Raw genomic sequence first — 25,409 nt, 5'->3', positions numbered from 1 at the left:
CCGGTCGAAGGAGAGCATCACGGGGCACAAACGCCCGGCACGCTATGCCCCCAGCGCCATCCTCCCCCTGGGCAGCCGTGCCCGCGAGCCAATGCGGATCCCGGAGTCATACGGGTCGTCGCATCGCCAGGGCGATGTGGTGGGAGATGACGTCGATGACGCGGGCCTCGGCCAGGGAGAAGGCGAGTCTCGTGCCGGTCCGGAAGAGCGTCAGTACGCCGAGTACGGGGGCGCCGTCCTGGGGGGCCCGCAGGGGCACGCAGAGCAGGGATGTCACCTCGGCCTGGAGAAGGACCGAGGCGCCGGTGTCGTCGCGGCCGAAGCACTCCAGGTCATCCGGCCGTACCTGGAGTGCCGCCGATCCGCTGCGCGCGGTCTCCACCACGAGGGGGCAGGCCGCCGGGTCCTGGTCCGTGATCTCCTTCAGCAGCGCGTGGGCCCCGGCTCCGGCCGGGCCGAGCGCCGTCGTCCGTCTGAGCGGGCCGTCCGCGAGCAAGTCGGCGATCACCCAGTCCGCGAACCGGCCGTCCAGCACCGGCGCGGCCACGGCGAGAGTGCTCTCCGGGCCCGCGACCGGGCCGCTCAGCAGAGCCGTTGTCATGCTGTCGAGGAGGTCCATCAGTTCGGCATGCCTGGTCGCCTCGGCCAGATCGGGCAACGATGGGCGCGCTCCGGCCCCCGAGCGGGCCATCCGCCCGGTGCGGACGGCGTCGCTCTGGAACACCACCAGGACGACCGGGTGCGGTTCGTTCGGCGTACGAAGAGCGGTGAGGGTGGCCAGCAGGGGCTCGCTGGGCCGCTGCTGCAGGTGCACCCGCAGGCTGCGGTCGCCCTCTCCGCGTGCCACCGCGGCTGCCTGCGACCGCAGGGCCCCCCGGTCGCCCGGGCGCAGCAGGCCCGCCAGCGGCCGGCCTGCCGCATGGCCCGCGCTGACACCTGTCAGTTCTGCGGCGGCCCCGTTCATGCGCCTCACCACCGTGTCGCCGCCTGTCAGGGCCACGGGCACCGGCAGCAGTTGGAACACGGCCTTGAGCAGCTGCTCCTCCGCCCGGTCCGCGGAGGCTTTGCCACGGCCCTGCGCTGCCAGCCGCTCGTACCTCGGCCAGAGATTCTCGGCGACATGCTGCAGTTCGAAGAGAGCCGCATCAAGAAGGGTGCGCTGCTCCTGCAACGGCAGACCACGCGCGGCCCTCAGCTCACCCACGCGTCTGACGAAATCCGCAAGCTCCTCGCCGAACTCATCCGTCTGCGTCATGAGTGAAAGCTAACCGACGGGCGGCTCACCTGATGGACCGGGCCGAAAGCCCCGATGGACCGGGCCGAAAGCCTGCGGCGCCGGGGGTCAGCCGCGGTGTCCGCCGCTGCCGAAGGCTCCACCGCTGTCGTCATCGTGTGACGGCCGCTTCTCGCGGGCGGGCCGGGAACCCATGTTTCCGTAGCCACGCAGTTCGTGCGGGGAAAGACGTTCGCCCTCCGCCCCGAAATCGTCGGGCTCGCGGGTTTCGTCGATGTGCGCACGGTGCTTGGGGCGCCGAGGCTGCTCCTCCAGACTCGGCGGCTGGGCGCGCCTCCTGCGACTGTCCCACCAGACCAGCCAGATCAACGCCACGACCAGCCCGACCCCAACGCCGTACAGGGTTGTCCACATCACGTCCTCCTCGGTAGGTCCTCCTCGGTCTGCGTACTCATCGCGTACCCCCCTCGCCCCGATTACTCATTTTCGTTCATCCATGTGATTCGGCGCGGCCCGCGCCGGTGCTCGCCAGGGCCTTCGCCGCCGGGGCGGCTGCCACCTGGGCGCCGGGTTGATTTCCGACAGGAAGGGCACTCGCTCCTCCGCGCAGACGCCGACAGTCCCGACGGCAACCGGATCGCCTTCCAGTGCCTCTGCCGCGAATGAGGAGGACCCATGACTGGCCACCGGCCGAAAGACCAGAACCACACGAATACGGACCCCCCGGTGCCGCGGGACCCGCCCGACCAGCAGCAGCGGCAGGACGGCGGCGACCCGCTCGACGCACCCCTCCTGGACGAGCCCGACCGGTCCGACGAGCAGATGAACGAGCCCGACCAGAGCATCCCCGACATGGACGAGACGGGGGTTGGCCGCCGCGGTGCGCCCCGCAGCGGCGGCGTACACCCCGAACAGCCGGTCCCGGACGAACCCTCCGGCTGAGGCCAGGTCGCACACCGACGATCACCGGGGGAGTCTGGTGGTGACACCCCTGTGAGACACAAGACCGCAAGGACGCGCCGTGCTCCTCGGACATAGCAGCCGGCCGGCCGCCGTCGCGAGCGTTTCGGGGTCTTCGCCGCAGGCATCGCCTCGGCCGAGGACCCCCGGTACACCGTCAGCCCCCAGCGGGCGGCACTTGAACAGCGTTCGGAGAGGCAGGAACCAAGGTGAACAGCACACAGGAGCACACGACGCCGGTCGAGGTGACGCTCAGCGGTTGCTCGAAGGAGGACGCCGACACCGTCTTTCGCGAACTGGCGCAGTCATTCGTCTCGGACCGGGCTGACGATGACGCCCCGCAGTACACGCCCCACCCGCATCTGAGCGTGTGGACCGCGACCTTCGACGTGGCGCCCGAGCACGCTCCGGACAAGCCGGCGCCCGATCCGGACAAGCCCGCCCGGCTCTCCGCCCCCGTCCAGGTCGGAGTCCAGGGCGGCTACTGGGCGGTGGACCGGACGAGGGACGCACTCGCCGTCGCGTTCGAGGTGACCGAAGAGGGCATGGCCGCCGGCGATCAGGAGAAGGACGTCCAGCTGCGGCTGGAGAGCGGAGGCCGGTAGCGGTAGCCCGGCCGGACTCCGGCTCCGTTCCGCGTTGCGGGACCTCCGTACCGCGCCAGATGTCGAAGGACCGAGTTCGAGGAGGACAGTCCCATGCCCATCGCCACCGTGAATCCGGCAACCGGTGAGACGCTCAAGACCTTCGATGCGCTGGGAGCTGAGGAGATCGACCGGCGACTCGCGCTCGCGGTGAACGCCTTCGCCCGCCACCGCACAACGGATTTCGCCCGGCGGGCGGACCTGCTGAGCCGCGCCGCACAGCTGCTGGACGAGGATCAGCGGGACATCGCGAGGACCATGACCACCGAGATGGGCAAGCCGATCGCCGCCGCCCGCGCGGAGGCGGCGAAGTGCGCCAGGGCGATGCGCTGGTACGCGGGACACGCCGAGAAGCTCCTCGCCGATGAGCACCCTTCCGCCGCCGATCTGAAGGACTCCGGTGCCTCCCGGGCGATCGTCCGCTACCGCCCGCTCGGCGTCGTCCTCGCCGTGATGCCGTGGAACTTCCCGCTCTGGCAGGTCGTACGCTTTGCCGCCCCGGCCCTGATGGCCGGCAACGTCGGCCTGCTCAAGCACGCCTCGAACGTGCCGCAGACAGCTCTCTACTTGGAGGAGCTCTTCCGCCGCGCCGGGTACGAGGAGGGCTGCTTCCAGACGCTGCTCGTCGGATCGGGCGCGGTCGAGAACATTCTGCGTGACCGCAGGGTTGCCGCTGCGACCCTGACCGGCAGCGAGCCGGCCGGCCGTTCCGTCGCCGCCGTCGCGGGCGACGAGGTGAAGAAGACCGTACTGGAGCTCGGCGGGAGCGACCCCTTCGTCGTGATGTCGTCCGCCGACATCGAACGGGCGGCCAGGACGGCGGTGACCGCCCGGGTGCAGAACAACGGCCAGTCCTGCATCGCCGCCAAGCGGTTCATCGTCCACGCGGACGTCTACGACGACTTCTGCGAGCGCTTCACCGCGGGGATGGGGGAGCTGACCGTCGGCGACCCGATGGAGGAGTCCACCGATGTCGGCCCGCTCGCAAGCGAACAGGGCCGCGCGGACATCGAGGCGCTCGTCGACGATGCCCTGCGCCTCGGCGCGACGGCACGGTGCGGAGGCCGACGCCCCGAGAAGCCGGCCCAGGGCTGGTACTACGAGCCCACCGTCCTCGTCGACGTCACCGCCGGCATGCGCATTCACCACGAAGAGGCCTTCGGCCCGGTCGCCACCGTCTACCGGGTGGCCGACGCCGACGAGGCGTTGGCCGTTGCCAACGACACGCCCTTCGGGCTCAGTTCCAATGTGTGGACGCGCGACGAGGCGGAGGCCGAGCGGTTCGCCCGCGACATCGAGGCCGGCGGCGTCTTCTTCAACGGAATGACGGCCTCCCACCCCGCGCTGCCCTTCGGCGGCGTCAAGCGCTCCGGTTACGGCAGGGAGCTGTCGGGCCACGGCATCCGCGAATTCTGCAACGTGACCACGGTGTGGCACGGCGCCGAGCCCGACGACAAGAGCTGAGCCAGGCAGGCAGGCGCCCGGTCACCCGGCGGGCGTGTCCGACGGCGTCGCGCACCGCAGCCGGTCGCCCTGGACAGGCGCTCCCTCCACGCTGCTTCGGTCGTGGACGACCTTGACGACGGCGGTGGCCTCGGACCCGACCGCGACGTCGAAGACCTGGCCGTACCCGGCGACGGGGTGCAGGACGGCGCCGGGGAGCGCGGCTGCGATCGTGGGCGCGTGGCGGGCCCAGACCGGGTCGTAGGTGATGGCGGTGGGGCCGTCGGGGCGTGGCTCGTTGGGCTTGCGCGGGACGTACTCCACGACGAAGCCGTTCGCCCGCAGCGCGTTCGCGACCTCCTGATCCGTGACCCGGAGGCGGAGCGAGGCCGGCGGAACCTCGACCGGGACGTCCATGCTGGGCCGGATCCGGGAGTCGCCGACAATCGGCCGGTCCGCACGCAGGGCGGCCCACAGGGCGGCGGAGCGGTCCTTGTCCCAGAGCAGCGTGGAGCCCCACTGCGGTACGCGGTGATCGAAATCCGAGATGGGCACGGTCGCGAACTCCGTCTGATCCGCTTCCAGACGACGCAAGTGCGAGCCCAGTTTCATCAGGTCGATGAGGCTGGTGTCCGGGTCCGTGCGTACGGAGGTGCGCAGCGTGAGGGCCGTGCGGACTGCAGCTACCGGGTTGGCGAAGGCTCCCTCAGCTCTCAGCCGGGACAGCATCTCGATGACCAGACGCTGCTGACGGCGCACCCGGCCCAGGTCACCGGGTGGCGAGAGGTGCCGGGCGCGGACGTAACGCAGGGCGCCGTTGCCGTTCAGCTGGTGTGTCCCCGCGGCCAGCTTCAGCCCGGAACCCAGGTCCTGCAGGGGTTTGTCCGTACACACATTCGCTCCGCCGAGTCGGTCCACGGTGTCCGCGAATCCGGTGAAGTCCGTCTCCAGATAGTGATCGATGCGCAGTCCGGTCGCTTTCTCTACGGTGCGTACCGCGAGATCTCCGCCGCCGTGCGCAAAGGCGCCATTGATTTTCCCGAGGTGCCGTGCATGTGCGTGATCGGCGAACTCCACATAGGAATCCCGGGGAATGGAGACCACACTCATCCGCCGACCTTCCTCGGCGAGATGCACGACCATCATCACGTCCGTGCAATCACATTCTTTGCCACCGACGTGCAGTCGTTTCTTGTCCTCGGCGGACATGCCCGTGCGACGGTCGATTCCGACGACGAGGACATTGGTGCCGTTGGCCTCACCGGCGACAGGTGAGCGGGAAGCGGACCTGTCGGCCGCCCAGAGGGACCCACCCGAGGCGAGCGAGGCGATGAGAACAGCCGTGACAGTGAAACTGCGCACAGAGCACTCCTCCGATGTCGGAATTCAACTGTCCGACGGAATCACGGAATGATTGCCCGGGCGTGTATTTGGCGGCGAATCCCCGACCAGGTGTCGGTCGACCGGCGGCCTTCGGGCGCCATTCGGAGCAGGCGCGGGGCCGTCCGCAGCAGTGCGGGCGGCCCCTTCGGACGGCGGTCGGTCGGTTGCTCAGCCGGTGACGATCGCCGGGTCGCTCACTCCCGGTCGGCCGTTCTCGACGTGCCCTGCGAATCGGCGGAGGAACGTTCTGTCCGTGTCGGACACCATGCTCAGGTCGTACCAGCGCCTGCTGCCGTGCAGATCCACCGTGTGGACGACGCGTCCGCCCGGGCGCACCGTGAACGTCTGCTTCTTCCCTCCATACGCATTCGTCAACGTGAGGTGGCAGTCGGCGCTGCCCGCATTCGTCATGGTCAGCTCGAGGCGGCCGCTCGAAGCGATGTGGCGGGCTGTCACCTCGGGGCCGGCGGTCGTGCCCGTGCCCCTGAAGGTGCGCAGGAAGCCGTTCGGGCCGTGTACGGACAGGTCGTACACGCCCTTGGAGGCGGCCGTGTTCCAGGTGTCGGAGAGCTTCTTGCCGGCCGCGGCGGTGTACGTCCACGGCCCGTCCGTACGGTTCGCCGACGTGACGAGGAAGTGCGCTCCCGCGCTCGCGCCACCGCTGAAGGTGAGGGTGAAGCGCCCGGTCGAGGGCGCCTGGGTTCCGTCCACCAGCGGGGCGTACCGCAGCGGGCGCGCCGGCCTCGAACCCTTCTCCTGCTTGGGCAGCACGGGGTTGGCCGGCGGCTTCGGCACATAGCTGGGGTGCCGCTCGTTGTCCGGCGGTTCGTACCCGTCGGTGTCCGGGAGCGCGGCCGGCTTGGTGTTCTTGAGGTCGAAGTCGAAGGCGGAAGTCAGATCGCCGCAGATGGCGCGCCGCCACGGCGAGATGTTCGGCTCGCCCACGCCGAAGCGGCTCTCCATGAACCGGAGGATCGAGGTGTGGTCGAAGACCTCCGAGCAGACGAAGCCGCCGGTGCTCCAGGGGGAGACGACGAGCATGGGCACGCGCTGCCCCAGACCGTACACTCCGGAGGCGTACTTGCTGTTGCCGCCGAAGTGTTCGAGTGCGGTGTCCACGGTGGACAGGCCCTGGGCGGCCGAGGACGGCGGGTACGGTGGAACGATGTGGTCGAAGTAGCCGTCGTTCTCGTCGTAGGTGATGAAGAGCGCGGTCTTGCTCCACACCTCGGGGTTGGACGTGAGCGCGTCCAGTACCTGGGAGATGTACCAGGCGCCGTAGTTCGCGGGGAAGTTGGGGTGCTCGGAGAAGGCCTCGGGGGCGGCGATCCAGGAGATCTGCGGCAGCTTCCCCGCCTTCACATCGGCCTTGAGGATGTCGAAGTAGCCGTCGCCGGCCTTTGCGTTGGTCCCGGTGCGTGCCCTGTCGTAGAGCGGGTCGCCCGGCTTGGCGTTGCGGTACTTGTCGAAGTAGAGCAGCGAGTTGTCGCCGTAGTTGCCGCGGTACGCGTCTTCGATCCAGCCCCAGCTCCCGGGCGCGTCCAGACCGTCGCCGATGTCCTGGTAGATCCTCCAGGAGACTCCCGCCTGCTCAAGACGCTCGGGGTAGGTCGTCCAGTCGTACCCGGCCTCCTCGTTGCCGAGGACGGGCCCGCGGCCCTTGCCGTCGTTGCCCGTGTGGCCCGACCACATGTAGTAGCGGTTGGGGTCGGTATTTCCGATGAACGAGCAGTGGTAGGCGTCGCACACGGTGAACGCGTCGGCGAGCGCGTAGTGGAACGGAATGTCCTCGCGGGTCAGGTATGCCATCGTCCCCGCGGTCTTGGCGGGAATCCACTGGTCGTACTTGCCCTCGTTGAAGGCCTTGTGGCCGCCGGCCCAGTCGTGGTTGAGGCCATCGATGAACTGCAAGCCGAGGTCCTCGGCGTCGGGGTGGTAGGGCAGCACGTCCTTGTCGCCGTCCGGCTGGTGCCAGACCGACTTCCCACTGGCCAGGGTCACCGGGCGCGGGTCGCCGAATCCGCGTACGCCCTTCAGGGCACCGAAGTAGTGGTCGAAGGAACGGTTCTCCTGCATCAGCACGACGATGTGCTCGACGTCCTTGATGGTGCCGGAGCGGCGACTGGCGGGGATGGCGGCGGCACGGTCGATGCTGTTCGACAGGGCCGCGAATCCCACGGTCGCGCCTGTGATCTGAAGGAACCGGCGCCGATTGAGTTCAGACATGAGTGTGGAGTCCTCTGTGGTGTGAGGAAACAGGAGTGAGCGGAGTGTCCAAGAGGAGCGAGCGGAAGGGAAGGGTTGGCGACGCCGGCGTGAAAAGGCGAGGTACTCGCCGCGAACACCCTGGAGGGGCCGTGTGAGGGCCCCGTCGCGGACGGGCCCCTGCCGCCCGCAGGCAGGTCCGTTCCGCAGGCATGGCCGGTCCGGACAGGGGTACCCGGACGTGGTCACTGTTCAGTACGGCAGGGAAGGTGAGACGTATGGGCTTAGGAGGATGCATCATCCTGATCGCGGTCGGGGCGATCCTCACATTCGCCACCGACTGGCAGGTGAAGGGCGCCAACCTCGACGTCATCGGCCTGATCCTGATGGCCGTGGGCATCATCGGCGTCGCCACGTTCACCAGCATTGCCAAGCGCCGGCGCGTGATCATGCCGCCATCGACCCCGCTGGTCGACGAGGAGCGGGACCGCCGCCGCTACGAGTGAGCTTCGGCGCGGCCGGCGACCGGGTTTGGCCTGGTGGCGCAGGGGCACCCGGGAGCCCTTCCGCCGATCCACATCCTCGTCCGCACCGGAGGCGATCGTGAGCCGTTCGCGTGTCGTTGTCGTCGGAGCCGGATTCGCCGGTTTCCAAGCCGCCCGTACGCTCTCCCGGACAGTCCGGGACGAAGCCGAGGTGGTGGTGCTCAACCCCACCGACTACTTTCTCTATCTGCCACTGCTGCCCCAGGTCGCGGCGGGCATCCTGGAACCCCGCCGGGTGACCGTCTCGCTCCCCGATACCCTGCCGCGAGTGCGCCTGGTGCTCGGCGAGGCCGGGGCGGTCGATCTGGACAAACGGAGTGTGCACTACACCGACCCGGAGGGCACTCCTGGCGAGCTGGCGTACGACCGCCTCGTCCTCGCCGTCGGCAGCGTCAACAAACTGCTTCCCATACCGGGCATCGCCGAGCACGCGCACGGCTTCCGCGGGATCCCCGAAGCGCTCTATCTGCGTGACCACATCACCCGCCAGATAGAACTGGCATCGACCGGCACCTCCGCCGAAGTCAGTGCCGCCCGCCGCACCTTTGTGGTCGTCGGCGCGGGTTACACCGGTACCGAAGTCGCCGCCCAGGGCCAGCTGTTCACCGATGCGCTGGCCCGCAAGCAGGCCCTGGGCAAGGGCCCGAGCCCGCGCCCGCGCTGGATGCTGCTGGACGTTGCCGACCGCGTTCTGCCCGGGCTCGACGACAGGCTGTCATCGGCAGCCGACCGCGTGCTGCGCAAGCGCGGCGTCGACGTGCGGACCGGGACCTCGGTCAAGGAGGCGACCCGCGACGGGGTCCTGCTGGACAACGGAGAGTTCGTCGAGACCAGGACGATGGTCTGGTGCGTGGGCGTACGTCCCGACCCGCTGGTCTCCGAAGTCGGACTGGCCGTCGAACGCGGACGGCTCCTCGTCGACCCCAAGCTGACCGTGCCCGGTCATCCCGAGGTCTTTGCGTGCGGCGACGCGGCTGCCGTGCCGGACCTGACCAGGCCGGGCGAGTACACCCCGATGACAGCTCAGCACGCCTCGCGCCAGGGCAAGGTGGCCGGCCGGAATGTCGCCGCCTCCCTCGGCCATGGTGAGCAGCGCAGTTACGAACACCACGATATGGGCTTCGCTGTCGACCTCGGCGGCGTGCAGGCCGCCGCGAACCCCCTGGGCGTACCGCTGTCCGGGCCGCTCGCGGGAGCCGTGACCCGTGGCTACCACCTGGCCGCCATGCCGGGAAACCGGGTGCGCGTCGCCGCCGACTGGCTGCTGGACGCCGTGCTGCCGCGCCAGGCCGTCCAGTTGGGGCTCGTCCGCTCCTGGTCGGTCCCGCTCGACACAGCCTCGCCCGAACTGGCCCGGGTGACGGGCCGGCCCGTCAAGGAGGAGTGACATGCGCAAGGATCAACTGGCGGAACTGGGACAGCAGTTGCGGGTCGACTCGATTCGCGCCGCCGACGCGGCGGGCTCCGGGCATCCGACGTCCTCCATGTCGGCCGCGGACCTGGCCGCCGTCCTTCTGGCCAACCATTTGCGCTACGACTTCGACCGGCCCGACCATCCGGGCAACGACCGGCTGATCTTCTCCAAGGGTCATGCCTCGCCGCTCCTGTACGCCCTTTACCGAATGGCCGGCGTCATCGACGACGAGGAACTCCTCACCTTCCGCCGCCTCAACAGCCGCCTCGAAGGGCATCCGACTCCGCGGCTGCCGTGGGTGGACGTGGCCACCGGATCACTCGGCCAGGGGCTGCCGATCGGTGTGGGCATGGCGCTGGCGGGCAAGCGGCTCGACCAGATCCCCTACCGGGTGTGGGTGCTGGCGGGCGACAGCGAGATGGCGGAGGGCTCCGTCTGGGAGGCCGTCGAGCACGCGGCGTACGAACATCTCGACAATCTGACTCTGATCATCGACGTCAACCGGCTCGGCCAGCGCGGGCCCACCCGTCACGGATGGGATCTGGAGGCATACGCCCGCCGGCTGGGCGCGTTCGGCTGGCACACCATCGAGATCGACGGGCATGACGTCGGCGCCGTGGACGCCGCCCTGGCGGAGGCCGGCTCCACGATCGGGCAGCCCAGCGCAATCATTGCCCGCACCCGCAAGGGGCGCGGGGTCGCCGACGTCGAGGACCGGGAAGGCCTGCACGGCAAGCCACTGCCCGATGCGGACGCGGCCATCGAGGAGCTGGGCGGGCCGCGGTTCATCCGGGTCGAGGTCCGCAAGCCCCCCGAGGCACGGGTTTTGCACACCACCCTCGGCGGGCCACTTTCCCTGCCGGCGTTCGAGGTCGGCGACTCGGTCGCCACTCGTACGGCCTACGGGAAGGCCCTCGCCGCGCTCGGCTCTGCGCGGGGTGACGTCGTCGCACTCGACGCTGAGGTCGGCGACTCGACACGCACCGAGTACTTCGCCAAGGCCCACCCGAGCCGCTACTTCGAGTGCTACATCGCCGAACAGGAACTGGTCGCGGCCGCAGTGGGAATGCAGGCCCGCCACTATGTCCCGTACGCGTCGTCCTTCGCGGCATTCCTGACGCGCGCCCACGACTTCGTACGGATGGCAGCAGTCAGCCGCGCCGCGATCAACCTCGTCGGCTCGCACGCGGGCGTCGCGATAGGCCAGGACGGCCCCTCGCAGATGGGGCTCGAGGATCTGGCGATGTTCCGCGCTGTGCACGGCAGCACCGTGCTCTATCCGTGCGACGCGAACCAGACGGCCCGTCTGGTCGCGGCCATGGCCGAGCTGCCCGGCGTGAGCTATCTGCGCACCAGCAGGGGCGACATGCCGGTCCTCTACGGTCCGGACGAGGAGTTTCCGGTGGGCGGCTCCAAGGTGCTGCGGTCCTCGGACCGGGACCGGGTAACGGTCGTCGCTGCGGGAGTGACCGTCCATGAGGCGGTACGGGCCGCCGAACTGCTGGGGCAGGAAGACATCGACGTGCGCATTGTCGACCTCTACTCGGTAAAGCCGGTGGACGCGGTGACGCTCCAGGAGGCGGCGGATGCGACGGGGTGCCTGCTGACGGTGGAAGACCACCGCCCGGAGGGCGGCATCGGGGACGCGGTGGCGGAAGCCTTCACTTACGGCCGCCCGATGCCCCGCCTGGTGCGGCTGGGCGTGCGGATCATGCCGGGGTCGGCGACGCCGGAGGAGCAGCTGCACGTGGCCGGGATCGACGCCGAGTCGATCGCCGCGGGAGTTCGGCTGCTGGTGGAACAATCGGTGGTGCGCTGAGCGGGCACAGTCGGCGGCCGACGGGGACGTGGCCCCGTCGGCCGCCGACTCGCCGCCCTGCACAGGGCGGACGTATTGAATTCTCGCTCAACTCGCCGTCTACCACCGGTACCAGCGGGACCTCGTCCCTGTCGACGTCGTGCTCCGCATCAGGAATCCCAGGAGCCAGATGGCAAGCACTATGAGTGCAATCCACCAGAGCACCTTTACGGCGAATCCGGCTCCGAAGAGAATGAGTGCCAGAAGCAGAACGAGCAGGATGGGAACCATTTTCTGCACCTCCATGCGATCGGGTTCCCGGAATCCTTCTGCTTACACGTCGGTTCAGCCGCAGGGTTGACGCACGTTTGACGCGTGCGACTGTGGGCACGCGGCCCAGAGAGTGCGATATAAGGAGCTGACTCGGTGTGAGTACGGTTCGCAATATGGAGGTGTCCGGTGATGGGGAAATCCGACGAAGAGCGTGATCGCGGTCGGGACGAAACACCGGAGGAAAGGGCGGACCGGCTGTGGGTTGAACTCCTGCAGGAATTGCGGGTCGCCCAGACCGGTGTGCAGGTCCTCTTCGGATTTCTGCTCACGGTCGCCTTCCAGTCGCGCTTCGCCGATCTCTCCGACACCAATCGGACGATCTATACGGTCACGGTGCTGCTGGGGGCGGCCACGACGGGCGCTCTGATCGGCCCGGTGTCCTTCCACCGGCTTGTCACCGGCCAACGGCTGAAGCCCCAGACGGTCGTCTGGGCCTCTCGCCTCACGGTGGTCGGACTGTTCCTCCTGCTGTGCACGATGGCGTCGGCCCTGTTGCTCATCCTGCGCGTGGTCGTCGACGACACGCTGGCGCTCTGGCTGGTGGTGGGGGTGGTCGTGTGGTTCGTCCTGTGCTGGCTGGTTCTTCCGGCGTGGGCCCGCGCCACTCATCGGAGCGACAGTTGACAGGTCGACAGCTGACGAGCCGACGGCCGCGGGGCGCGTGTACCCCTGTCCTCATGTGTCCTCAGCGGGAATCTGCCCGGACCGGACGAAATGCTCCCAGGTCGCTTTCGGTACAACTCCGTGGAATGCCCGGCGCGTTGGGAGGCGTAAGAGAGGGGTGGGGTGGGTGCAAACCCCTGGGAGCGTGACGGTACTGTGCGCGCACCGCCGTATGGGTGGTGGCGCAGCAACCGTGGAGGATTTTTTGTGACAGTAATGAAGAGATCGTGGCGCCGTTCGGGGGCTCTGGTAGCGGTGGCGACGGCCGGCGTCTTCGGCGTCGGCCTGGGCGCCGGCCCGGCGCAGGCGCACACCCCGGTGTGGTCGGTGACCTGCACCGAGGTCCAGATCGACCTGACCCAGTACAGCTCCCAGATCGACAACACCGTGAGGGTCACCGTGGACGGCAAGGACCTGCTGCCCACCGAGACGTTCAAGCAGGAGTTCCACAAGAAGCTCGAGCTGCCCAAGCACAGCAGCGAGCTCACCGTCCGCCTCGTGGTGAAGGCCGGCGACGGCGACAACTTCTCGCGCGACGAGACCAAGAAGGCGCCGGTCTGCGAGGGCAGCACTCCGACCCCGCCGGCCACCCCGACCCCGCCGGCCACCCCGACTCCGTCGGCCACGCCGACTCCCTCGGACACGCCCACCACGGCCACTCCCACGCCGAGCAGCGCGCCGAGCACCGCCACCAGCTCAGCCGAGGTGCCACCGGCGGCCAAGCCGAGCTCCAACTCGGGTGACCTGGCCGAGACGGGCTCCTCCAGCTCCACTCCGCTGATCGCCGGCGCTGCCGCCGCGGTCATCGTCGCGGGTGGCGGCATCATGTGGGCCGCGCGCAAGCGCCGTAGCGCCCAGCACTGACCCCGGCGCGCTGCCGCGGACGAACGCGGCGCGTCGCCGAAGCGGGGCGGGTTGACCGTCGGGAGACTGCCCACCCGCCCCGCTTCGTTGTCAGGCCGCGGCCGGTGTGTAATGCGCCGCCTCGTCACCCTCGACGACCCGGCTGAGCCCTCCGTCGACGCCGACAGGGACATCGCCCGCGACCGTCACCCGGTGCAGCAGACGCGGCAGATCGCCGTAGTCGTCGGGCGCGTAGTGCTGCGTGCTGCGGTTGTCGAAGAGGACCAGGTCGCCCGGCGCCCAGGTCCAGCGCACGACGTTCTCCGGGCGGGTCACGTACGACTGGAGGATCCGCAGGATGTCGCGGGACTCGGACGGGGACAGGCCCACCAGAGACTGCGCGAAGCCACCTATGAACAGGCCGCGTTCCCCCGACTCGGGGTGGACGCGCACCACCGGGTGCTCGGTGCGGTACTTCCTCGAGACGAACTGCCTGCGGTGCTCGGCGGCCTTCTCGGTCTTCGGCTCGGCATAGTCGTACGCGTTGGTGTGGACTGCCCACAGCCGGTCGGCCAGCTCGCGCAGCGCCTCGGGCAGATCCCGGTAGGCGGCCGCCGAGTTGGCGATCAGGGTGTTGCCGCCGTACGGCGGGACAACGAGGCTGCGCAGCGTGGACGCCTTGGGCGGGGTGCGCAGGAACGTGACATCGGTGTGCCACTGGTTGGCGCGGATGCCCTCGTCGCCGTCGACCGGCAGGATGTGCGGCTGGCCCTCGACGGACGGCACCGTGGGGTGCGCGGTGGTGAGCTCGCCGAACAGCGAGGCGAACCGTAGCTGAGCGGCGTCGTCGAGTTGTTGGTCGCGGAAGAAGAGCGCCTTGTGCTCGATGAGCGCCGCGTTGATCTCGGTGACGATGGCGGGGTCGAGGTCGGCGGAGATGTCGACGCCGAGGATCTCGGCGCCGATACGGCCGCCGATCCGGCGGATGTCGAAACCGGTGCTGGTCATGCTGAACTGCCTTTCTCCGGCGGTGAGTGAACGGGGATCAGTGGGAAAGGCCCGGCCGGCCTGCCGGGCGCTCAAGGCCGTAGTGGTCGCGCAGGGTGCGACCGTTGTACTCGGTGCGGAACAGCCCCCGGTCCTGCAGCAGGGGGACGATCTGGTCGACGAAGTCGTCGAGTCCGCCCGGCAGATACGGCGGCATGATGTTGAAGCCGTCTGCCGCGCCCTGGGTGAACCATTGCTCCAGCTGGTCCGCGATCTGCTCGGGCGTACCGGCGAAGACCCGGTGGCCGCGGCCGCCGCCGAGCCGGGCGATCAGCTGGCGGATGGTGAGCTGCTCGCGCCTGGCGAGCTCCGCGACCAGCGTGAAGCGGGACTTGTTGCCGTTGATGTCCTGCTCCTCGGGCAGCTCGGGCAGCGGTCCGTTCAGCGGCAGTCCGCTCAGGTCTGTGCCGAGCATCCCGGACAGCTGCTGCAGCCCGTACTCCGGGACCTGCAGCCCTGTCAGCTCGTCCGCCAGCGCCAGCGCCTCGGCCTCGGTCCCGCCGATGATCGGGCAGATGCCGGGCAGGATCTTCAACTGGTCCGCTGTGCGGCCGTACTTCGCGAGCCGCGACTTGAGGTCCTTGTAGAAGGTCTGGCCGTCGGCGAGAGTCTGCTGGGCCGTGAACACCGCCTCCGCGTACCGGGCCGCGAACTCCTTGCCGTCCTCGGACGACCCGGCCTGCACCAGCAGTGGATGTCCCTGGGGCGAGCGCTGTACGTTGAGCGGCCCGTCGACCCGGAAGTGGGTGCCGCGGTGCTCGATCGGCCGTACAGCGCCCTCCTGCGAGTAGAGGCCGCGCTCACGGTCGATCACCGGCGCGTCGTCCAGCCAGCTGTCCCACAGCTCCTTGGTCACGTCGAGGAACTCGGCGGCGCGCTCGTAGCGCAGCGCGTGCTCCAGATGCTCCTCGAGGCCGAAGTTCCTGGCCTCGGCGACATTTCCGGAGGTGACGATGTTCCAGCCGGCTCGCCCGCCGCTGATGTGGTCGAGCGAGGCGAACTTGCGGGCCACATGGAAGGGCTCGTTGAACGTCGTGGAGACGGTGGCGATCAGGCCGATGTGCTCTGTGGCGACGGCCAGCGCCGAGAGCAGCGTGAGCGGCTCGAAACCGCCGACCGCGTTGTGGCGAGCATTGCCCCACAGAGCGACGCCGTCCGCGAGGAAGAGCGAGTCGAGCCTGCCGCGTTCGGCGGTACGGGCCAGCTCCTGGAAGTACGAGAGATCGGTGATCCGCTCGGGCTGGGTGCGCGGATGGCGCCAGGCGGCATCGTGATGACCGGCGTTCATCAGGAACGCGTTGAGATGGAACTGGCGTGGAGTGTCGGCGGACATGGTCGGATCCTCAACTTCCGGTCGGGGTGCGCCAGGACGTGAAGCGGCGTTCCAGGGCCACGAGCAACTGGTTGAAAGCCACGCCGATGGCGGAGATGGTGATGATCCCGGCGTACATGTCGGGGATCGCGAAGTTGAACTGCGAGGCGTTGACGAGAAAGCCCAGCCCGGCCTTGGCGCCCACCATCTCGGCGGCGACGAGCACCAGGATCGCGACAGCGCCGGCCAGCCGGATGCCGGTGAAGACCGTCGGCACGGAGGCGGGCAGGATCACGTTCTGGAAGATCCTCGGCGCGGGCAGATTCATCGACTTGGCCAGCCTCAGCAGGGTCGGATCGACGTTGCGTACGGCGCTGATGGTGTTGAGCAGGATCGGCCAGGTGCACGCGTACAGCACGATGGAGATCTTCGACGTTTCGCCGATGCCAAGGAGCAGGACGAACATCGGCAGCAGCGCGAGCGCGGCGGTGTTGCGGAAGATCTCCAGCAGCGGGTTCAGGAGATCCGCAACCGGCCGGTACCAGCCGATCAGCAGGCCGAGCGGCACCGCGACGGCGACCGCCAGCCCGAATCCGGTGAGCGAGCGGCCGAGGCTGGCCTGCGCGTGCTCGGCGAGCTGTCCGTCGAGCAGCAGCTCCCACCAGGCGACGGCGACCTCGGAGAACGGGGGCAGGAACGTCCGGTCGACCAGGCCGAGCCGGGGTGCGGTCTCCCACACCGCGATCAGCGCCGCGATCGCCACGGTCCGGGTGATGACCCCCAGCAGGGCCCGGCCCGCGCGCCGGAGGAGGGCGGGCAGCGCGCGGGTGCGGCCGGGGGCCGCGAGCGCCGGATCGGTGCGCTGCACCGCGCCGCACACATCGGCGGCTGTCGCGAGCGCTTTCTCGGTGGTGATGCTTGTGATGCTCATGGCGTTGCGGCCTCCCTCTCCTCTTGCTGGGCCCGGCTGACCTCGTCGCGCAGCAGGCTCCAGATCTCGTGGCGGTGGTGCGCGAACTCGGGGCTGGAGCGCGGATCTTCGTGGGCGCTTCGGTCCCCCAGCCGGATCGGCACGACCTCCTTGATCCGGCCGGGCCGCGAGGTGAGTACGGCCACCCGCTGACCGAGATGGACCGCCTCGTCGATGCCGTGGGTGATGAACACGATCGTCTTGCCGGTGCGCTGCCAGATCCGCAGCAGCTCGTCCTGGAGGGACTCGCGGGTCTGCGCGTCGAGAGCCGCGAACGGCTCGTCCATCAGCAGCACGTCGGGGTCGTAGGCAAGGCTGCGGGCGATGGCGACGCGCTGGCGCATACCACCGGACAGCTCGTGCGGATGCCGGTCCTCGAAGCCGGTGAGAGCGACGAGCGCCAGATACTCCCTGGCCCGCTCGGCCCGTTCGCGCCGCGGTACGCGGGTGGCTTCCAGGCCGAACTCCACATTGCCCTGGGCGGTGCGCCAGGGGAGCAGGGCGTACTGCTGGAAGACGGTGCCCCGGTCCAGGCCGGGTCCGGTGACCGGCTCACCGTCCAGCAGGATCTGCCCCGAGGTGGGCTCGGACAGACCGCCGAGGAGGTCGAGCAGCGTGGACTTCCCGCAGCCGCTCGGGCCGACGATGACGGCGAACTCACCGGCGGCGATATCGAGATCGATGCTGTCCAGTGCGACGACGCGCTGCTGCTTTCCGCGTACGGGAAAGGTCTTGCCGACGCCCCTGAAGCTGATTTTCGTGGTCATGGGATCAACTCCCCGTTTTGGCACGGTCTTTGTTGAACTCATTGGTGTAGAGATCGCGGACGCGCACCTGCCCGGACTCGATTTCGCCGCGTTCGGTCAGCCAGTCGGCCCAGACCGACAGTTCCTTCTCCGCGATCCGGCCGCCGGGCTCTGAGACACCGTAGGAATGCCAGTGCTTGAGCGCGTCGGCGCTCTCGTTGCGCTTCCGTTTGGCGAGGATCCCGGTCATCTTGGCGACGACCTCGTCGCGGGGTGTCGTACGGGACCAGTCCAGGGCCTTGCCCACTCCGGTGACGAAGGTCCGCACCGTCTCCGGGTTCTGCTTGATGAAGCGTTCGGTCAGCACATAGGTGCCGGCGCTGAAGGCCCCGCGCAGCTCAAAGTCGCTGAAGAGTTTCCGTACCCCGCCGGTCTCCAGCGCCTTGTCGCGCAGGATGCCGCCGAGGACGGCCACGTCGATCTGGCCCTGGCGCAGGGACTGTTCGGTGTTGACGGGTGGCACGACGATCCGCTCGACCTGCTCGGCCTCCGCCCGGCTCAGCCCGTTCTTCTTGAGGTAGATGTCGAGCATCGCCTCGTGGTGGGCGCCGAGGGTGTTCATGCCGACCTTCTTGCCGAAGAGGTCGCGGGGCGTGCGGATGGCGCTCTTCTCGGCGACGTAGAAGCCGCTGTAGGCGTACTTGTCGGAGCCGTAGTAGCTGATGACCGCCTTGATTGGCGCCTTGCGGGCGGCGAGCTTGACCACTGCGCCGTTGAACGCGCCGCCGAAGTCGGACTGGCCGGACGCGGCGGACTGGATGTCCTGCGGGCCGCTGATGGTGTTCCCCACCCAGTCGAGTTTCAGATCGCCCAAGTAGCCCAGGGACGCGGCGAGTTCGGGTGGGGTGACCGCGCCGGCCGAACCCTGGTAGCGGAGCGTCGTGGTGTTGCGTGTGCCGCTCGCTGTGCCGCAGCCGGCGGCCGCCAGCGCGGAGAGGCCGGAGAGCACAAGGAAGGTGCGTCGGGATGTGGTCATCAGTCATTCCGTTTCGGGATACGCGGAGATGCCTGAAACTTCGCGCGATGGAGAATGCGGAAAGGGCGCGATTCATTCAGGTAAAGCGGTCTGTGTAAATCGGCAGATGAATTCTGCGAAGGTCCTGCCGAAAGAATTACCGCGCTGCGGGGGAAGGAGTGCTCAGCCCGCCGGGAGCGCCCCGGAGCAGGGGCTGGGCGCGGAGAAGGAAGTCAGCTGCACGTGTTTCAGCGGCCAGCGGCACAGAGTGCGCTGGCGTGCCGTCGGAGATCGACGTGCAGGCGCGATACGAGAATGTCAGCTTGACTCACACCGCAGAGAATGGCAGCGACTTCCGGACACGTCAATGCACTTCGCAAATCGTCTCGCATGGTGAATTGTTACGGGTTTCTTGCGCGATTGTTGCTCGCCCCTCGGCCTCGCGCACCGCCTGGCCCCCAAAGATCGAGTGCTGGCGGCAACGCCCGTGACAGTCCCTGTTCTTCCTGGTGTTCCCGTGACCCCTGGTGCGTTCCTCCGAGCGCCGCGATGCTGTGCGCCGACAGCGCTTTCTACGTGCCCAACAAGCCGTACTACAGGAGTAGTTGTGGGCCTTGGCAGAGCAAGACGTTCCGTCGTGCTGGTCGCGACGGTGTCCGCACTGGCGGCGGGGGCGATATCCCCCGCCGTCGCCGATTCCACCCCCGATCCCCGTCCCCGTGACTGGGCCGAAGTACTGCGCCACATCGCCCCGCCGCCCGCGAGCGCCCCGGCCGGACGTTCCAGAGCCATTGCCGACGGGGACGGTATCGAGACCGCGCGCAGCTCCCGGCCGATCGCCCCGGGTATCCGCCTCACCTCGTACGACCGGCTCGAATCCAACAAGTGGCTGCGGGTCGACGCACTCTCGGTCGATCTCGACAGCAGCGGCGCACAGGCCGACTACCTCTCCTCGGGCAAGGTCGCCGACCGCCATATCGTCTCCGAACTCGCCGCCGGTCACGACGCCGGACCCGGCCGGCGCACGGTCGCCGCCATCAACGCCGACTTCTTCGACATCAACCAGACCGGCGCCCCGCACGGCCCCGGCATCAAGGACGGCAAGGTCACCCACTCGCCGGCCACCGGCGCCAACCGGGCCGTCGGTATCGGTCCGGGGAGCGCGGGACGCATCCTGGAGCTCTACTTCGACGGCACCCTGACGCTGCCGTCGGGGGCGCACCCGCTTACCGCGTACAACGCCGCGAACGTCCCGGCCGGCGGCATCGGCGCATACACCGCGGCCTGGGGAACCGCCGACCGTGCCCTGACCGTGGACGCCGCGACTCCCGTGGCCGAAGCGCTCGTACGGGACGGCAAAGTCGTCGCGGTCACCGGCAGGCCCGGCACCGGGCCGATCGCCCCGGACACCACCGTCCTGGCGGGACGGGAGGCCGGTGCCGGACTCCTCGCCGCGCTGCGGCCCGGCGACCCGGTGTCCCTGGAGTACCGGCCGCGTACCGACAGTGGCCCCGTCCCGCGCACTGCGGTCGGCGGCCGTGAACTCCTGGTCGTCGACGGCGTACCCCAGAATCACGAGGGCGAGGGCAACAACACCGCCGCCCCCCGCACCGCCGTCGGCTTCTCCAAGGACGGCAGCGCGATGCAGGTCATCACCGTCGACGGCAGGCAGGCCGACAGCGGCGGCGTCACCCTCACCGAGCTCGGCCTGATGATGAAGCAGGCCGGCGCGCACAGCGCGCTCAACCTCGACGGCGGCGGATCGTCGACGCTTCTCGCGCGCGAGCCCGGCAGCGACGCCCTCCAAGTGGAGAACAGCCCCTCCGACGGCAGCGAGCGCACGGTCCCCAACGGTGTCGCGTTCACCGCGCCAGACGGCAGCGGACGGCTGCGCGGCTTCTGGGTCGAGACCCGCACTTCCGCCGGGAGCGCCCCCACTGCCGACCCGGTCAGGGGCGGCCATCCCGAGCGGGTGTTCCCCGGACTGACCCGTAGGCTCACCGCCGCCGGATACGACGAGACGTACGGACCGGCTGCGGGAACCCCGCGTTGGCGCGCCGTACGGCCCTCGGTGGGCCGCGTCGACGGCCAGGGCGTGTTCCTGGCGCGGCACAGCGGCACCACCGAGATACGTGCCGAACGCGCCGGCGCCCTCGGCAGCACCGAGCTGACCGTCCTCGACGACCTCGCCCGGATCGAGCCGACCACCCGGCGCGTCGGCCTCGCGGACACGAGCGCCACCGGCACGTTCGGCATCTTCGGCCTCGACGCGCAGGGCAACAGCGCGCCCGTCGAACCCGGCGATGTGCAACTCGCTTACGACCACACGCTGTTCGACATACGCGACGACGGCCGGGGCTCCTTCGCCGTCACTTCCCGTACGGGCGGCGGCGCCGGGCGGATCACCGCGACCGTTGCCGGTGTCACCACGGTCCTCGCCGTCAGCGTCGGCCTCGCCGAGCAGCCGGTGTCGGCCTTCGACGACGCGGCGTCCTGGACCTTCAGCCAGGCGCGCGCGAGCGGTTCGGTCGCGGCGACGCCCGACGGGCAGAGCGGCACCGGCCTGGAGCTGAGCTACGACTTCACGCAGTCGACCGCGACCCGCGCCGCGTACGCCAACCCCCCGCGGCAGATCGCCGTCCCGGGCCGGCCTCAGTCCTTCACGCTCTGGATCAAGGGCGACGGGAACGGCGCGTGGCCGACGCTGCACCTCAAGGACGCGGCCGGATCCGACCAGTTGCTGCGCGGCCCGTACGTCACCTGGACCGGCTGGCGGCAGGTGACCTTCGCCGTCCCGCCCGGGGCCGCGACGCCGCTGTCGGTGTACCGCTTCTATCTGGCCGAGACCGCTGCCGCCAAGCAGTACACCGGGAAGATTGTGATCGACGGCCTCACGGCGCAGCTGCCGCCGGCCGTCGACCTGCCCGAACAGCCGCGTACGGCCGATCCGCTGATCGACCCCGAGGCCGAAACCGAGGGGAGGGACTGGCAGTTCGCGGTCATGTCCGACGCGCAGTTCGTCGCCCGCGACCCCGACAGCGCGATCGTGGCGCAGGCGCGGCGGACCCTGCGCGAGATCAAGGGCGCGCGGCCCGACTTCGTCGTCGTCAACGGCGACTTGGTCGACGAAGGTTCGCCCGCGGACCTCGCGTTCGCGCGGCGCGTGCTGACCGAAGAGCTGGGGGACGAGCTGCCTTGGTACTACGTGCCCGGCAACCATGAGGTGATGGGCGGGAAGATAGAAAACTTCATCACCGAATTCGGCCCCGCGCACCGGACGTTCGACCATCGCGGCACGCGCTTCCTGACGCTGGACACGTCGAGCCTGACCCTGCGCGGCGGCGGCTTCGACCAGATCAAGGAGGTGCGGGCGCAGCTCGACGTGGCGGCGAAAAACCCGGACATCGGCTCGGTGATGGTCGTCGAGCATGTGCCGCCGCGCGACCCGACCGTGCAGAAGGGCAGCCAGCTGGGTGACCGCAAGGAGGCGGCGCTGATCGAGCAGTGGCTCGCGGAGTTCCGCCGTACGACGGGCAAGGGTGCGGGGCTCATCGGCAGCCATGTCGGCGTCTTCCACGCCGAGCACGTGGACGGTGTGCCGTATCTGATCAACGGCAACTCGGGCAAGAATCCGGCGGGCCCGGCGGACGAGGGCGGCTTCACCGGCTGGTCGCTGGTCGGCGTCGACAAGGTCTCGCGGGGCGAGCAGTCGGCGGGCCGCGTCAGGCCGTGGGAGAGCGGCCCGGACTGGGTCTCCGTCCAGACCCGCGCACATGTCGACGGCCTCACCCTGGACGCGCCCGCGGCACTGCGCCCCGGCGACAGCGACGACGCCGGCGCGACGGTCACTCAGGGTGCGCGCAGGGTTCCGGTGGCCTTCCCGCTGAGCGCGGACTGGACGGGTTCGACGAATCTGTACATCGGTGCCCCAGAGAACGCCCGCCACCGTCACGCGGCGGCGTTCGACCCGACGACGGGCCGGCTGACGGCCCTGCGACCAGGGACGGTCACGCTGGCGGTGACGGTGGGCGGTGTGACGCAACGTACCGAGGTGCGCATAGCGGCGGAGGGAGCGGGGGTGGGCCGGGCGGCCTAGACAGACCTGCTTGCGCGCAGCCGGCCTCGCACGCGAGGGGGTGCGGGGCCGGCTGCGCGGCCCCGCCGTGGCCCCCGCTCCCGGGACCTGGCGAGGCATGGCTGTACGGGGGCGGACCAGCTACCTCCGCTCGCCGTGCGGGAAGCCCCCGCAGCGGGCAGCCTTGGTCGTGAGCCTTGCGGAGGAGGTGATTCCCCTTGTCCGATCCGCTCGCCTCCGGGGCCGCAGAACCGGACGGCGGGGGCGAGGGCTCCCACCCCCTCCTGTCGCTCGCGCTCGCCGGGATGATGGACGACGTCCAGGCCCACGCCGGAGCCGTCTACCTGCTCTCGCACGACGAGCAGGTCCTCGAGATGGCCGTCATGGCCGGGCTGCCCCGCGCTTTCGCGGCCCCCTGGGAACGCGTCTCGATCGGCTCGCCCCTCCCCGTTGCCGAGGCGGTGCGCCTGCAGCGCCTGATCTGGGTCTCCGGCGAGGAGGACATGGCCCGCCGCTATCCGCGCATCGCGGTGGTCCTGCCCTATCCGTTCGCCCTCGCCGCCCTGCCCATCGCGACCGCCGACACCCCGTACGGCGCCGTCTTCGTGACTTGGCCCGGCTCCCATCCGCCCGAGATATCCGACACCGAAGTCGGCCGTCTCACCGCCGCCTGCGACCGCCTCGCCCTGCGGCTGGCGCGCGCCGCAGAGCAGGGCCGTCCCGTCTTCCCCGAGGCCGACTTCCTCGGGCCCTCCGCCACGCACGCGACGAGCGGCGCGGTCGAGGCCGTGCACATGCTGGCGCGGATGCCGGACGGTATGTGCTCCCTCGACGTGAACGGACAGGTGACCTACGCCAACGCCGCCGCCGGCGAACTGCTCGGCCTCCCCTTGTCCGGGCTGCTGGGAAACCTGCTGTGGTCGGCCCTGCCGTGGCTGAACGACCCGGTGTACGAAGACCGCTACCGGGCGGCCCTGCTCAGCCAGCACGCCACGTCCTTCGTGGCGCTGCGCCCGCCGCAGGACTGGCTGATGTTCCGCTTCCACCCGAGCAGAAGCGGCATCAGCGTGCACATCACCCCGGCCCACGGAGCCGTCCAGGAGATGCCCGACGACGTACCGTCGCAGCAGCCCGCTGGCCTGGTGGCGATATCCCACATCCTCAACCTGGCCAGCGCGCTGACCGAGGCCGTCGGCGTGTCCGATGTGATCGAGCTGGTCGCGGACGAGATCATGCCGGCCGTCGGGAGCCGCGCGCTGGTCATGCTCGCGTCCGACGCCGGGCGGCTACGCGTCCTGGGCCAGCGCGGCTACCAGGACGCGGCGGTCGTCGAGCGGTTCGACGGCATGCCCCTGGCCGCCCAGACGCCCGGCGCCCACGCGCTCGTGACCGGAGTGCCGTCCTTCTTCGAGTCGCGCGCACAGCTGGAGCACATCTATCCCGCCCGCTCCGCGACCCGTGACGGCATGGCCGCCTGGGCCTATCTGCCGCTGATCGCCTCCGGACGGCCCGTCGGCACCTGCATACTCAGCTACTCGGAGCCGCACCACTTCTCCACCGACGAGCGCGCCGTCCTCACCAGCCTCGGCGGCCTCATCGCCCAGGCGCTGGAACGGGCCCGGCTCTACGACACCAAACACCGGCTGGCCCACGGCCTCCAGTCCGCCCTGCTGCCGCACTCCCTGCCCGCGCTGCCCGGTCTGGAGGTCGCCGCGCGCTATCTGCCCGGCACCCAGGGCATGGACATCGGCGGCGACTTCTACGACCTGATGCGCACCGGCGACGCGGTCATCGGAGATGTGCAGGGCCACAACGTCACCGCCGCCGGGCTGATGGGCCAGGTCCGCACCGCCGTCCGCGCCTACACGGCGGTGGGCCAGCTGCCCGGCAAAGTCATGGAGAACACCAACCGGCTGCTGATCGATCTCGACGCGGATCTGCTGGCCAGCTGTGTCTATCTGCATCTGGACCGGCCGGCCACCCGTGCCCTGCTGGCCCGCGCCGGCCACCCCCAGCCGTTGCTCCGCGATCCGGACGGCCGGGTCCACATCCTCGATCTGGCTGGCGGCCCGCTGCTCGGCGTCGACCCGTCGGCCGCTTATCCCACCACGGCGGTGCCGCTGCCTCCGGGATCCGTACTGGTCCTGTACACGGACGGTCTGATCGAGGTGCCCGGCGTGGACTTCGACGACGCCCTGGCGGAGCTGGCCGCACTACTGGCAAGCACCGCCGACCAGCCGCTCGAGGCGCTGGCCGACACGCTGGTCGGCCACGCGACGAGCAGCCGTCAACGCAGCGACGACACGGCGCTGTTGCTGCTCCGCCCGGAAGTCTGAGCGAGCAGGGCCGCACGATCAGTCATGACCGGGGGCGAGCGCACACGATCACCTGGTCGAGCTGGAGGCCGCCCTCAATTCGCCGTCCCCGAGGGGCGCGAAGAACCGGGCAACGTCCGCGTCCGTCACCTCCGACAGCTCCGCGGGCGACCAACGCGGCCTGCGGTCCTTGTCGATGACCTTTGCCCGTACGCCCTCCACCAGATCGGGTGACGAGAGAGCCGCGCACGAGACCCGGTACTCCTGGTCGAGCACCGGCTCCAGCGCCCCCAGCCGACGGGCCCGGCGCAGCGCGGCGAGCGTCACCTTCAGCGCGGTGGGGGACCGGGTGACGATCGTCTCCGCGGTCTCCTTTGCCGCCGGGTCGCCGCAGTCGAGCAGCCGGCCGAGGATCTCCTCCACGGATCCGGCGGCGTAACAGTCGTCGATCCACTCGCGGTGCC

At 69.7% G+C, this 25,409-nt stretch carries 22 protein-coding genes and 1 pseudogene; 11 read left to right on the top strand and 12 right to left on the bottom strand.

Translation table 11 applies throughout. The features are described from left to right. Positions 1-106: 106 nt before the first annotated feature. Complete coding sequence (locus ACWDO5_RS00115) at positions 107-1,255, bottom strand: PAS domain-containing protein (RefSeq protein ID WP_450527004.1); 1,149 nt, start codon at positions 1,253-1,255, stop codon at positions 107-109. 87 nt (positions 1,256-1,342) lie between these two features. After that, entirely contained in the window at positions 1,343-1,648 is a 306-nt protein-coding gene (locus tag ACWDO5_RS00110) for a DUF6479 family protein (protein ID WP_450527002.1), read from the bottom strand. Positions 1,649-1,909: 261 nt separating this feature from the next. Here ACWDO5_RS00110 and ACWDO5_RS00105 point away from each other — a divergent pair, with 261 nt between their 5' ends. The 4 genes and pseudogenes from ACWDO5_RS00105 to ACWDO5_RS00090 all read left to right on the top strand — a co-directional run bounded on the left by ACWDO5_RS00105 (position 1,910) and on the right by ACWDO5_RS00090 (position 4,302). Further along, a complete protein-coding gene (locus tag ACWDO5_RS00105) occupies positions 1,910-2,176 on the top strand; it encodes a hypothetical protein (protein WP_450527001.1) in 267 nt (88 codons plus the stop codon). Between the two features lie 102 nt (positions 2,177-2,278). Beyond that, a pseudogene (locus tag ACWDO5_RS00100) lies at positions 2,279-2,407 on the top strand (NrfD/PsrC family molybdoenzyme membrane anchor subunit); the annotation flags it as partial. Beyond that, positions 2,404-2,799, top strand: coding sequence for a hypothetical protein (locus tag ACWDO5_RS00095; protein ID WP_450526999.1), 396 nt, complete (start codon positions 2,404-2,406; stop codon positions 2,797-2,799). The pseudogene ACWDO5_RS00100 and the gene ACWDO5_RS00095, both read left to right, overlap by 4 nt. A 93-nt stretch (positions 2,800-2,892) precedes the next feature. Next, entirely contained in the window at positions 2,893-4,302 is a 1,410-nt protein-coding gene (locus tag ACWDO5_RS00090) for an NADP-dependent succinic semialdehyde dehydrogenase (RefSeq protein ID WP_450526998.1), read from the top strand. Between the two features lie 21 nt (positions 4,303-4,323). On the opposite strand, the gene ACWDO5_RS00085 is transcribed toward ACWDO5_RS00090, so the two are convergent. Both ACWDO5_RS00085 and ACWDO5_RS00080 read right to left on the bottom strand, forming a co-directional pair. After that, positions 4,324-5,643, bottom strand: coding sequence for an LCP family protein (locus ACWDO5_RS00085; protein WP_450526997.1), 1,320 nt, complete (start codon positions 5,641-5,643; stop codon positions 4,324-4,326). 189 nt (positions 5,644-5,832) lie between these two features. Then, complete coding sequence (locus ACWDO5_RS00080; protein WP_450526996.1) at positions 5,833-7,890, bottom strand: phosphocholine-specific phospholipase C; 2,058 nt, start codon at positions 7,888-7,890, stop codon at positions 5,833-5,835. Between the two features lie 257 nt (positions 7,891-8,147). Here ACWDO5_RS00080 and ACWDO5_RS00075 point away from each other — a divergent pair, with 257 nt between their 5' ends. From ACWDO5_RS00075 to ACWDO5_RS00065, 3 genes are all read left to right on the top strand, one after another. Further along, positions 8,148-8,375 carry a DUF6458 family protein gene (locus tag ACWDO5_RS00075; protein WP_307665237.1) on the top strand — a complete coding sequence of 76 codons (228 nt, stop codon included), beginning with the start codon at positions 8,148-8,150 and terminating at the stop codon, positions 8,373-8,375. A gap of 97 nt (positions 8,376-8,472) precedes the next feature. Further along, positions 8,473-9,801 (top strand): NAD(P)/FAD-dependent oxidoreductase, encoded by a 1,329-nt coding sequence (locus tag ACWDO5_RS00070; protein WP_450526995.1) that lies wholly within the window; start codon positions 8,473-8,475, stop codon positions 9,799-9,801. 1 nt (position 9,802) lies between these two features. Next, positions 9,803-11,647: a transketolase gene (locus ACWDO5_RS00065; protein WP_450526994.1), complete on the top strand. Its 1,845-nt coding sequence runs from the start codon at positions 9,803-9,805 to the stop codon at positions 11,645-11,647. Between the two features lie 99 nt (positions 11,648-11,746). Here the strand turns inward: ACWDO5_RS00065 and ACWDO5_RS00060 are convergent, their stop codons facing one another. After that, on the bottom strand, positions 11,747-11,917 hold the full coding sequence (locus tag ACWDO5_RS00060; RefSeq protein ID WP_307665240.1) for a hydrophobic protein: 171 nt from the start codon (positions 11,915-11,917) through the stop codon (positions 11,747-11,749). Between the two features lie 171 nt (positions 11,918-12,088). Between ACWDO5_RS00060 and ACWDO5_RS00055 the strand changes: the two genes are divergently transcribed. Continuing rightward, positions 12,089-12,583: a DUF6328 family protein gene (locus ACWDO5_RS00055; protein ID WP_450526993.1), complete on the top strand. Its 495-nt coding sequence runs from the start codon at positions 12,089-12,091 to the stop codon at positions 12,581-12,583. A gap of 246 nt (positions 12,584-12,829) precedes the next feature. Beyond that, a complete protein-coding gene (locus tag ACWDO5_RS00050) occupies positions 12,830-13,486 on the top strand; it encodes an LAETG motif-containing sortase-dependent surface protein (RefSeq protein WP_450526992.1) in 657 nt (218 codons plus the stop codon). A gap of 90 nt (positions 13,487-13,576) precedes the next feature. Here the strand turns inward: ACWDO5_RS00050 and ACWDO5_RS00045 are convergent, their stop codons facing one another. The 6 genes from ACWDO5_RS00045 to ACWDO5_RS00020 all read right to left on the bottom strand — a co-directional run bounded on the left by ACWDO5_RS00045 (position 13,577) and on the right by ACWDO5_RS00020 (position 18,947). Beyond that, positions 13,577-14,473 (bottom strand): TauD/TfdA dioxygenase family protein, encoded by an 897-nt coding sequence (locus ACWDO5_RS00045; RefSeq protein ID WP_450526991.1) that lies wholly within the window; start codon positions 14,471-14,473, stop codon positions 13,577-13,579. Positions 14,474-14,510: 37 nt separating this feature from the next. Next, complete coding sequence (locus tag ACWDO5_RS00040) at positions 14,511-15,845, bottom strand: LLM class flavin-dependent oxidoreductase (RefSeq protein ID WP_450526989.1); 1,335 nt, start codon at positions 15,843-15,845, stop codon at positions 14,511-14,513. Positions 15,846-15,855: 10 nt separating this feature from the next. Next, positions 15,856-16,755 (bottom strand): ABC transporter permease, encoded by a 900-nt coding sequence (locus ACWDO5_RS00035; protein ID WP_450526987.1) that lies wholly within the window; start codon positions 16,753-16,755, stop codon positions 15,856-15,858. Further along, a complete protein-coding gene (locus ACWDO5_RS00030; RefSeq protein ID WP_450526986.1) occupies positions 16,752-17,561 on the bottom strand; it encodes an ABC transporter ATP-binding protein in 810 nt (269 codons plus the stop codon). The genes ACWDO5_RS00035 and ACWDO5_RS00030 overlap by 4 nt, the downstream gene beginning before the upstream one ends. A gap of 4 nt (positions 17,562-17,565) precedes the next feature. Then, positions 17,566-18,576: an ABC transporter substrate-binding protein gene (locus tag ACWDO5_RS00025; protein ID WP_450526984.1), complete on the bottom strand. Its 1,011-nt coding sequence runs from the start codon at positions 18,574-18,576 to the stop codon at positions 17,566-17,568. 227 nt (positions 18,577-18,803) lie between these two features. Further along, the gene (locus ACWDO5_RS00020) at positions 18,804-18,947 is read right to left on the bottom strand and encodes a putative leader peptide (RefSeq protein WP_450526982.1); all 144 of its coding nucleotides are present in this window, start codon (positions 18,945-18,947) and stop codon (positions 18,804-18,806) included. 215 nt (positions 18,948-19,162) lie between these two features. Here ACWDO5_RS00020 and ACWDO5_RS00015 point away from each other — a divergent pair, with 215 nt between their 5' ends. Next, positions 19,163-22,651: a phosphodiester glycosidase family protein gene (locus ACWDO5_RS00015; protein ID WP_450526980.1), complete on the top strand. Its 3,489-nt coding sequence runs from the start codon at positions 19,163-19,165 to the stop codon at positions 22,649-22,651. Between the two features lie 197 nt (positions 22,652-22,848). Next, a complete protein-coding gene (locus ACWDO5_RS00010; protein WP_450526979.1) occupies positions 22,849-24,966 on the top strand; it encodes a PP2C family protein-serine/threonine phosphatase in 2,118 nt (705 codons plus the stop codon). Between the two features lie 48 nt (positions 24,967-25,014). On the opposite strand, the gene ACWDO5_RS00005 is transcribed toward ACWDO5_RS00010, so the two are convergent. Further along, on the bottom strand, positions 25,015-25,409 hold a 395-nt coding region (locus ACWDO5_RS00005), incomplete at its 5' end, for an enoyl-CoA hydratase/isomerase family protein (protein WP_450526978.1).

It is taken from the genome of Streptomyces sp. NPDC000880, from assembly GCF_053599675.1.
This window is presented reverse-complemented; position numbering and strand designations above follow the sequence as displayed.

Coding starts and splice junctions, on each gene's coding strand:
- ACWDO5_RS00105 (WP_450527001.1), top strand. CDS start 1,910: ATGACTGGCCACCGGCCGAAAGACCAGAACCACACGAATACGGACCCC.
- ACWDO5_RS00075 (WP_307665237.1), top strand. CDS start 8,148: ATGGGCTTAGGAGGATGCATCATCCTGATCGCGGTCGGGGCGATCCTC.
- ACWDO5_RS00025 (WP_450526984.1), bottom strand. CDS start 18,576: ATGACCACATCCCGACGCACCTTCCTTGTGCTCTCCGGCCTCTCCGCG.
- ACWDO5_RS00040 (WP_450526989.1), bottom strand. CDS start 15,845: ATGTCCGCCGACACTCCACGCCAGTTCCATCTCAACGCGTTCCTGATG.
- ACWDO5_RS00090 (WP_450526998.1), top strand. CDS start 2,893: ATGCCCATCGCCACCGTGAATCCGGCAACCGGTGAGACGCTCAAGACC.
- ACWDO5_RS00065 (WP_450526994.1), top strand. CDS start 9,803: ATGCGCAAGGATCAACTGGCGGAACTGGGACAGCAGTTGCGGGTCGAC.
- ACWDO5_RS00110 (WP_450527002.1), bottom strand. CDS start 1,648: ATGTGGACAACCCTGTACGGCGTTGGGGTCGGGCTGGTCGTGGCGTTG.
- ACWDO5_RS00045 (WP_450526991.1), bottom strand. CDS start 14,473: ATGACCAGCACCGGTTTCGACATCCGCCGGATCGGCGGCCGTATCGGC.
- ACWDO5_RS00060 (WP_307665240.1), bottom strand. CDS start 11,917: ATGGTTCCCATCCTGCTCGTTCTGCTTCTGGCACTCATTCTCTTCGGA.
- ACWDO5_RS00055 (WP_450526993.1), top strand. CDS start 12,089: ATGGGGAAATCCGACGAAGAGCGTGATCGCGGTCGGGACGAAACACCG.
- ACWDO5_RS00115 (WP_450527004.1), bottom strand. CDS start 1,255: ATGACGCAGACGGATGAGTTCGGCGAGGAGCTTGCGGATTTCGTCAGA.
- ACWDO5_RS00080 (WP_450526996.1), bottom strand. CDS start 7,890: ATGTCTGAACTCAATCGGCGCCGGTTCCTTCAGATCACAGGCGCGACC.
- ACWDO5_RS00035 (WP_450526987.1), bottom strand. CDS start 16,755: ATGAGCATCACAAGCATCACCACCGAGAAAGCGCTCGCGACAGCCGCC.
- ACWDO5_RS00020 (WP_450526982.1), bottom strand. CDS start 18,947: ATGCGAGACGATTTGCGAAGTGCATTGACGTGTCCGGAAGTCGCTGCC.
- ACWDO5_RS00030 (WP_450526986.1), bottom strand. CDS start 17,561: ATGACCACGAAAATCAGCTTCAGGGGCGTCGGCAAGACCTTTCCCGTA.